Source organism: Microcoleus sp. LEGE 07076, from assembly GCF_015207455.1.
Classification (GTDB): Bacteria; Cyanobacteriota; Cyanobacteriia; order Cyanobacteriales; family Microcoleaceae; genus Microcoleus.
The window spans coordinates 1-8,964 of the sequence record NZ_JADEWV010000224.1; the positions used below are offsets into that span (position 1 = coordinate 1).

The 8,964-nt window shown below is 46.9% G+C and carries 8 protein-coding genes; 2 read left to right on the forward strand and 6 right to left on the reverse strand.

Annotated features, from left to right (window positions below):
• The 4 genes from cas3 to IQ270_RS25245 all read right to left on the reverse strand — a co-directional run.
• Positions 1-1,211, reverse strand: a 1,211-nt coding sequence (gene cas3 / locus IQ270_RS25230; RefSeq protein WP_193975917.1) for a type I-D CRISPR-associated helicase Cas3', incomplete at its 3' end; no start/stop codon positions are given.
• Positions 1,204-1,995: a type I-D CRISPR-associated protein Cas5/Csc1 gene (cas5d, locus tag IQ270_RS25235; protein WP_193975918.1), complete on the reverse strand. Its 792-nt coding sequence runs from the start codon at positions 1,993-1,995 to the stop codon at positions 1,204-1,206. The genes cas3 and cas5d, both read right to left, overlap by 8 nt.
• Before the next feature lie 111 nt (positions 1,996-2,106).
• Positions 2,107-3,123, reverse strand: coding sequence for a type I-D CRISPR-associated protein Cas7/Csc2 (gene cas7d / locus IQ270_RS25240; RefSeq protein ID WP_193975919.1), 1,017 nt, complete (start codon positions 3,121-3,123; stop codon positions 2,107-2,109).
• Positions 3,124-3,134: 11 nt separating this feature from the next.
• Positions 3,135-5,867, reverse strand: a complete 2,733-nt coding sequence (locus IQ270_RS25245) for a CRISPR-associated protein Csc3 (RefSeq protein ID WP_193975920.1) — start codon at positions 5,865-5,867, stop codon at positions 3,135-3,137.
• A gap of 325 nt (positions 5,868-6,192) precedes the next feature.
• Here IQ270_RS25245 and IQ270_RS25250 point away from each other — a divergent pair, with 325 nt between their 5' ends.
• Entirely contained in the window at positions 6,193-7,044 is an 852-nt protein-coding gene (locus IQ270_RS25250; RefSeq protein WP_193975921.1) for a YafY family protein, read from the forward strand.
• Between the two features lie 198 nt (positions 7,045-7,242).
• Here IQ270_RS25250 and IQ270_RS25255 read toward each other — a convergent pair whose 3' ends face one another.
• Positions 7,243-7,458, reverse strand: coding sequence for a hypothetical protein (locus IQ270_RS25255; RefSeq protein ID WP_193975922.1), 216 nt, complete (start codon positions 7,456-7,458; stop codon positions 7,243-7,245).
• Between the two features lie 261 nt (positions 7,459-7,719).
• Here IQ270_RS25255 and grxC point away from each other — a divergent pair, with 261 nt between their 5' ends.
• Entirely contained in the window at positions 7,720-8,034 is a 315-nt protein-coding gene (gene grxC, locus IQ270_RS25260) for a glutaredoxin 3 (RefSeq protein ID WP_193975923.1), read from the forward strand.
• 114 nt (positions 8,035-8,148) lie between these two features.
• Here the strand turns inward: grxC and IQ270_RS25265 are convergent.
• A partial coding sequence (locus IQ270_RS25265) for a thiamine pyrophosphate-dependent enzyme (RefSeq protein WP_228056684.1) occupies positions 8,149-8,964 on the reverse strand: 816 nt, incomplete at its 5' end.

Here is an 8,964-nt window from a genome sequence, read left to right on the forward strand (position 1 = left end):
GGCAAATAGGCGATCGCCCCTGAAGCAATATCGGTTTGCGTTTTTCCCAAAACCCGCCCCACACGCCCGATCCGCTGCCAAAATGAAAAGCGATCGCGCGTTGAAAAAATCAACCAATCGAGATTCTGTCTGGGTGGCGGATTATCCCGTTCAAAATTAAAGCCCACATCCACGGTACTCGTAGCCAGAATCACTTGTCTTTGGGCCGCCTGCAGGCGTTTTTCCTTGGGTGTATCGCCCGTAATCCGCCCGCAGCAATCGGCAAATCCGCGATCGCGCAGTCGATCGGAAATCCGCCCTAATGTATCCTTGGAATCCAGAATGACCGCCCCATTTTCGTCAGGAAATTCGCGAAGCCGCCGCACAACTTCTTCAACTATTTCTGCAATTAGATTGTCTTTTTCTGGCTGCTTGCGAATTTCGAGATTGACTTGAGTTTGAGAAGGAAGTAGGCGATCGATTTGATTTTTGCTGTCAGTTCGATAAATTTTGACACCATTTTTTCCCAAAACATTTAAGGCTTCATCGCAAGCAGGTTCCGGCGTTGCTGTCAACAAAACAATTTTGCGGTTGTGCTGAAAATAACCAAACTCTTTGGATAAAGCGAGATAGAAAAACAAGCTGACTAACTGTTTGGCATCGTAAAGGTGAAATTCATCGAAAATTACCGTCGAGAAACTGCTGTAAAATTCGCTAGCAATGTTGCTGCGATCCAGCTTATTGTATGCAAAGAACGTGGCATAATAGAAAATATCCGGGTTCGTTACCAGCAAAATCGGTCTACCGCCGCCACATTCGGGAAAGATTGTCGCAGGTTCTCGCAAAACGTTATAGATTTTTTCCCCAGAACGTTTCCCCACTAAATCTTCTGACCACAAATTAACTTGCTTGGCAGAAGCTGCTTTGACGAGATGCGGCAAATTTGCTTTACGAACAAACTCTTCTGCAGTTTTTGTTTGTTGGTCAATCAAAGCATTTGTCGGCGCAATATAAATCGCATTTCGGTCAGGATTGTGCAGCAAAACGTTCAATCCTGATTGCGTTTTTCCCGTTCCAGTCGGCGCGGTATCGATAATTATATCGTTATCTTTAGAGGCTGCACAAACATCGACTTGATGCTGCAAGGCTTGTCCCATAAATTCCAGTTGTGGGGGCAATTTACTACAAGCAGAAATACTGGCTGGTTCGAGTTGAATTTTTAGATTATTCATTGGGATTTTGACCGCAAAATTCAAGGTTGGCTGGGAGAATGAAATCGCCGGCTTGCAGCGCCTCACCGCGAAAGGAAAGGTTCTTCAATAACGAGGCGGGCGGCATCGAAATTAAGTCGAAAGCGAGGAGTTCGATATTTGCAGGCAAATCGGCCGCGCTGAGATAGGTATTGCAGCGATAATCGCCCCTCGGAAGTTGCACAATATCGAATTTTTTAAGGATGTCAACGCGAACTTTGCTGGTGAATTTACCGACGCGGATGTATTCGGGTAATTCGCGATCGCCAAATACCAATGTTTGAAACCGATTTCCCCGTTCAATCATCCGCAATCGCCCGGTTTGGGGGAAGTTGCTGGGGCGGTACGTACTGGGTTTTTTGCCCGATCGACTCAGCGGTACATCTTCCCGCGCTGTTGCCACGCGATTGTTCGTCATCGCATACCAATAGGAGTCAGAAAGGGCGTTAAACCGCTCAAACCGCAAGGATACAGTGCCGTTCCCTGGCCACGCGGGGAGGATGTAGCTTTCACCGGAAAGAGGCGTTAAATCCTCAATATATCGGGGTCTTCCGGTGTCTTGTCCCGTGAGTCGATAGGGCGATCGCGCCCAACCCAAAGCGTAGGCTAGGGCATAATTGCCGATCGCCCCTTCGGTATAGTAAGTATCAGACAATTCCCGCGACGCAAAAAACACAGGTTCGGCGCACCAAAGTTCGATTAAACGTGCGGTTTTATAGGCAATTATCGAAGTGGAAGAAGTTCGGGAAAGTTCTAATTGCGGCATGGTTTAGATTAATTTAAACGCTTAAATAAACGCAAATCCTGTACGGGCAAGTTCACCCCTATCCTTTAAATTGAGGATATTTGTAAACCCGCCCCGACACAGGGAGAAGATTTATGATTCCTCCGATTTTTTACCTCGCCCTTTGCTCTTGTTTTCAGTTTTCACCTTGCGCCAAGGTGCATAGGATTCATCCAAGCGTTTGAGGAATGTTTCTTGTTCGGGTAACGACCAATGGCGATCGACATCTGCAATCAGCGCGTCACGTTCGGCTGCGGACAACTGCATAGAAATACCTCGTTTGTTTGTCCAAGTGCTGATAATTTCCTGAGTTGCATCGACTAAAGATTGAGTTTTGAAAGGATGTTCGAGGACGGTATGTTCAGCTTTCAGCTTGTCGTAAACTCCTTGTACCAATTCGAGAGAACTGGGTAATTCGGCAATACCGCCAAAGACACCGAGAATTTGATTGTCCATGCGTCCGACGCGGCTGGAAACAGCGCCGTAACGAGTGGTTAGCAAAATGTTGCCTAGGGTGTAGCGCAATTCGTCTGCGGTGACATCTTTGAGGGTGAGAATATCGAGGAAATGAACTCCTGGTTTGATATATTCGCTAGTGTTTAGTGCCGTCGAAGCGTTACCTTTTTCATCGCGCATAGTTCCGGTTTCAAAAATAGCATTGATCGTGCGATCGCCAATCAGTTCTGTAGAATTCAGCACACTAAACGCATCTTCCGTCCAGACTCGGCTTTTTTGTGCCCCTTCTCCACCCGCCGCGAAGCCGTAAAGGAAGCAATCAACGCACATTTCACAAGGCGCATTCGTATTGAGGGCGCAAATTTCATTGGTTTTCGGTGCGGGGTAAAGGAGATTTTGCGATCGCAAAAATTCACGTCCTTTCCGCCTTTCTGGTGCAACTTGTTTGCGTTTTGTCATCACCAACCGAGGAATTGATTCGGTATCTTCAATCCCAGCTTGCACGTATTCGCTGCACATCGGTTCGCCCGTTCCTTCCGTGCGGAAAATGGTTTCCGATTGCGTTGTGCGAAGGACAACCATACCAATGGTGCGGCCTTTGGGAAAGTTTTCGTAGGTAGGGGCGAGGAATGGTTGCAATTTTGCGATCGACATTTTGAACTCTCCTAATTTTTTTCAGATGTTGTTGTAGATGTGGTTGCAGACTTTTTTTCGATTTCAGCTTTCAATTCCTGACGGGCTTCTTGCAAAAAGAACAAGTAGGCAGCTTCAAGAGTTTTGCTATCAGTTAATAGCCTTTCTGGACGCGAGTGATAAACATCCTCAAACAGTTGTTTCAAAACTTGATAAAACTGCTTGATTTGTTCGTATTTGGTCGCACCCACGCCATAATCTCGAATGCGATCGAGACGGTTGTGATATTGCTGGGCGAGGGCGGCAAATATCGTGTCCCAATCCATGTGAGATTTGCGCGATCGCACAGCTTTGATAAACTCCGAAAACGGCTCGGTTTGGGCAGTCCGGCGAAAGGAACTGCCCCGCAACTTGGCAAATTCGGCAATATGTGCGGCTTGCTTGAGATAGCTAGAAACGCGATCGTGTTCTTCTGACATCAAACTCTCCAATAAAGTATTCAAAGGTTCTCGAATGCGAGACCAAATCGCCTCCAAATTAGGATCGTCTTGTTCTCGTAAAATCCAGCGCAGCAGGACGTAATACAAGCTGAGAGGACGAGTGGAAGCCCGTACTAAGTCGTACAGACAATCATCTTTTTTCTTCAGACTTGCTACAGAAATTGTTAGTTTGGCAACACAGCGCAGTCGTTCTAAAACTTTTTCTGCTGTTACTACTACGCCTCGTTCCTTTTCCGAAAAATGACCGTCCCGCCGATACTGACCGTTCCCCAGTAGCGGCTGCAATGATGATGGAATGCCATCAACTTTTCCGAAAAAATTCCAAGTTGGTTCGACTTCCAGATTCGCACTCAACACAAAGGGAAAACCCAAATCTAAGGCTAAGCTCATTTCCAATGCTAGCCTGAGCGATTTCAGCAACGCCACAGAGTTATTGACTTCTCCCCAAAGGACGGGAATTGTTACCGTTGAGTTGATAAAATCAGGACGTTTTGGCAGTGCCAACCCAACCATTTTATTGGATTGAAAGACTAGCTGATTTTCGCGGTAAAGTTGCAATTCATCAACTGTTACTGTACCGTCTTCGTTCTTGGCTGCAGTGTTTTTTATAAAGTTTTGCCAAATTGTTCTGAGTTCCACACTCGAACCTTTGGGCAGGGCAAAGTGTAAATAAAGCGGGTCTTGTTTGACTGCATTTGGGAAGTTTGCACCAACTGCTATCAACTGATAACCAAGCGCTGATAAGTTATCGGCCCGCCGCTTTGGTTCGGCAATCATACCACCGGGAAGGCGGTTGGAAAAAGCTTGTACTTTGGTTCCCGGCGGCATTTTGGGCGAACTCAATTCGCCGATTTGCAGCGATGTTAGGCCCAAGGAACATCGCTGGCGCGGGTTGGCGTCAATATATGCTGTTAGTTCGTTAAAACCTTGCGAGTTTGTGGGTGTGGAAAAGTTAAGCAATTGTCGAACCGCATTCACCAATTCTGCGGAGACTTCTACTTCTGCTGTTGGACGCAATTGAAATGAGTCTTCTAAGGCAGCAAATACCTTTGCTAGCATCTGTTCGCGATCGCCCTCGATCGATTTGGCCGCAAACAAACAGCGTCCGTACTGCGCGTTAAAGGGTTCCAAGGCCGCCCGCTGTTCGGGAGAAAGCCCGACTTGTACGGCAATTCGATCCCAAACATCTTTGGGACTGAGTTCGGCGGCACGATAGCTGAGGTAAGCGGTTTTTAGTCCCTCGGAGATGGCAAATTCGTCGGCAGTTGATACCGGATGCAAGCCGACTGCTGCGGCGGCATTAACGGCGGTTTCTCCAGCATCGCCGCCGTACTTTTCAATGTCTTTGGTGACTTTTTCAACTTTGTAACCGCTGGCTTTTTTTGCCAGTAATTTATCTACTTCATCTAAGGTTGCTTCGGGGTTTTGTTGAATGGCTTGCGGGTCGATTTTGATGCCGTCTTTGGTGGCGTTAACGAGTTGTTCGACGTTGCTGCTAAAGACGCGATCGATCTTTTGCTGCCATTTTTGAGCGATGATTTTGCTTAAATCGCCGTTGGGAAAGGCTGATCCGACAAAAATTTGACCGTTGGGGTCAATGGCGAGAGTATGCAAATTGCGATCGTGCAAAACCTCTTCGCAAGCTGACAGCAACAGCGAAGTCAAATAACCTCGGTCTTCTGAAAGACTGACATGAAACAACTTACAGGGACGCTGCAACGCAACTGTTAACTCGGTTTCGACTTTGCGAATGCGTTTGTCTTCCTCAATTCCCAAGTCGAATAAGTCACCGCCAATCAACATCGCGGCCCAACGTTTGATGTTGGGATCTTCCGGTAAAAAGCGGGTTCCATCGCTGGCGCTGTGTCCAGAATGGCGTTCTATCAGGCGGCGGATGAGTTCGAGTTGTTCGTCAGTTTGGGCGAATTGGGCAACACAAGCGCGATCGAGTTGTTCTTGCAGAAAGGTGCGCTCGCGCGCTAAAGTTTTAACATTGCGTCCATCCTCTGCTAATTTATTCAAATCGTGAACGGCGGTTGCAGCCAGAATGCACGCGCGTTTGTCGTCGGGAACTCCGGCAAGTTTGCTAACAGTCAGTACGAACTGACAAGCTGAATCGAGATGTTCGGCGAGGGTGCGTCCTTGGCGGCTGCCGTACTGTGAGTGTTTGTTATGCAGTTCGTACAGCCTGGGACGAATTTCTGCAAAATAGCGATCGTCTAAAGTTGTTGTTTCTTCGTCAAAAAGCAGACTTTTTCGTGACATCTTTTCGTCCAAATCGGTTCATTTGATATTAAAAAAATCACTTAATTTCTTACGGGCGAGTCATGCAGATATAAAATTCTCGTTCTCAATCTTTTCTCAAACCATCTGAGGATGAATGCAACCAATTTTTCGCACCATTGGTGCGAGTTTTTAGTCATTAACATAAGTCTCATCAAACCTCCTGATGCGCCAAAGATTGGGCATTGATGGATTCATGGCAGATTTTTTTGAGGTTTTAAGTGCGTGACAGGGGACTGCATTTACACTAATATTGATAGTGGCACTTAAAACCTCATATGTCAAGTATGTACTTACAATTTTATTGATGCCTCGCAAAAAAGAGACAATTACACTTTCGATTCCCTCGGGAACCAAAGAACAGCTAGAGGCGATCGCCCTTCGCCTCGGCATCTTATGGGGTAAATCCCCCAGCGTATCTGGGTTACTGGTCGCGATCGCCCAACAAAAAATCGAAGTTGGCGAACCCTTTACACTCAATTCAGTGCAAGTACAATCCTTGAACAAAGCCGTCAAATTCCTCAACGACTCCGGCGAAGTCGAAGCCGCCCAGATCGTCATGGCATTACTCTTGGACAAAGCCAATCTGGAAACCCCTTTCCGGCAAAAGTTGCTCCAAGAAGTTAACCAAACTGCTGAAGCATGGCGGCTTCGACTCAATCAACTGATTGACGACCATCAACCATTCAGACTGTTTTACCTGTCAAAGAAAGACAAAGTGAGCGAATTTACTGCCCGCAGTGCCAAAATTCGCCTCTACGACAAGCGTCTGTATCTAGAAATCTGGTGCGACGATGCCGATCCCAGAGCAATTCCCGAATTAGCTCACAATCGGTGTTTGCGCTTGGACAAGATTGTCAACTTGCTACCTGCCAGTGAAAATTGGCGCGAAAGCATAGATCATCTCGAATTACACTTACACTTTTTGAAAGGATTGGCTGACAACTATGAATCCAAGCCGGATGAAGATGTGGCAAATGAAATGGTGGGAGACGTGCGTCATGTGGTGAAGCGGGTATCTAGTATATTCTGGCTGTTTCGAGATGTGCGGAGGTACGGCAAAGATTGCGTTATTGTCTCTCCAGACAGCGTGCGCGATCGCTTCCAACAAGAACTGATCGCCCTCTGCCGCCAGTACGACATCGAAATCCGCGATTAGATCAAAAAAAAGCAGCCCTTAACAGGCCGCACATCGAAAAAACCGTTGTTTTGTTAGAGGAGAAAACTTTAAATCGAATTCAAGTCGCCGTTATATCAAGTCTCAGGGACTCCGGCGGGCGATCGGCTGCCAACCAATTTCGCCATCAGAATCTACCGCTGACTTACCTTACCATCAGAACTAAACTGCAAATCCCGATTAAAATGCTGCTGAAAGTTCGTTGACCATTTTTACTCTGCCTCTGATGACTGCCCGCAGCAAGCGGTTGACACAGCCTCTGTCATCCTCATTCAGCGACTCGTCCAAAGTAGCGGCCATCAAACCGTAGCGATCGGCTAAAGTTAAAACGCCCGTGTCGCTTACAGAAGCGAGGATTTCAGAGATAGCGCCGGGGAGGAGTTGTAAGCAGTTCATGGCAGTGCGGTTGAATTCGATATATTAATCATGCTCTAGTTTCCTCAAAAGATCAGTGATATTAATTAGGTTCCGAAGGTGATTATTTGGGGTGTACGTAAGTGATCCCACTACAATAAATGTGTGACGCAAATCACAGATTCACAGGCGCGGCGGGTAATTCCATCCCGCGCCGATTTTTTGGCCGGACGCGGGACTGATGGCGTTTCGCTAAAATGATTTAATCTGTCAATCAGTTTAATTTTTACCCCAGTACCGAAAATGCTTGATTTTCTCAATCCCATTTTGGGCCGATCGCCCGATCGGATCAAAGCCAATGTTGAGATTTACACTTGGCAAACTTGTCCCTACTGCATCCGGGCAAAAACCTTGCTGTGGTGGAAAGGCGTAAATTACACCGAATACAAAATAGACGGCGACGAAGCAGCCAGAAATGCAATGGCCCTACGCGCTAACGGAAAGCGCAGCGTGCCCCAAATCTTCATTAACAACCAACACCTCGGCGGCTGCGACGACATTCACGAACTTGATAGAGATGGAGAATTAGATCCGCTGCTAGCTCAACCAGCAGTCTAAACTCAGATATTGCAGCATTTCCAAGAACAGGCTGTCCGGCCTGTTCCACAAAGAGTAAATTTTCTGCTTGTGGGGTGGGCATCTTGCCCGCCCGCTGATTAACTCCAGTCATCACTACAAACCTTTGGCAAATTTACTTAGGTTATCTTGCCGCCATTTAGCATCGGAGCGCCTATTTGTTGGCAATTCTAAGACGCGAATCCCGTTATTTGGTAGAAAACTTAATTTTTGTTTGAACTGCTGCCAATCGCCGATTATCTCGTGTTCCACGCCGTAAGTTGCACACAACTGAGCAAAATTTATATCCTGCGGCGTGGCAAAAAACTCTTCAAAGGGCGGGTCAAATTTGGCAACGGGCAACATTTCAAAAATTCCGCCGCCGTTGTTATTAATTAAAACAATTGTCAGATGACCGACAAATTTATTTTTAATTAAAAAACCGTTTGTATCGTGCAAAAGTGCTAAATCGCCTGTTAACAATATACTGCTTTGATTGCGGTGGGCTACTCCCAAAGCTGTTGACAGCGTGCCGTCGATGCCGTTAGCGCCGCGGTTGACAAAAGGTTTTATTTCTAAGTTGTTCGGCTTCCAGAAAAACTCGACATCCCGCACGGGCATACTGTTAGCAATAAATATCGGTGTGGCTGGGGGCAAAATTTGGGAAAGCAGCCAAGAAATTTTTGGTTCTATTATGCTGTTAATTGCTGAAAATTTTTGGTCTATTGTTTGTCTGACTTGGATTTCGGCGTTTTGCCAATGTTGGAGGTATTCGCGGGATGGAGAGGTTGGAACCCCCCCTAGCCCCAGGGCTGTTTCATTCTCTTGTAGGGGCAGCCCCCCGTGGCTGTCCTCGTTGGTGGGGAGGGGTAGGCACGCACCATCCACTACCCCTACAAAATTCCGGTTTTCTGTTTGATTCTCCGTAGGGGC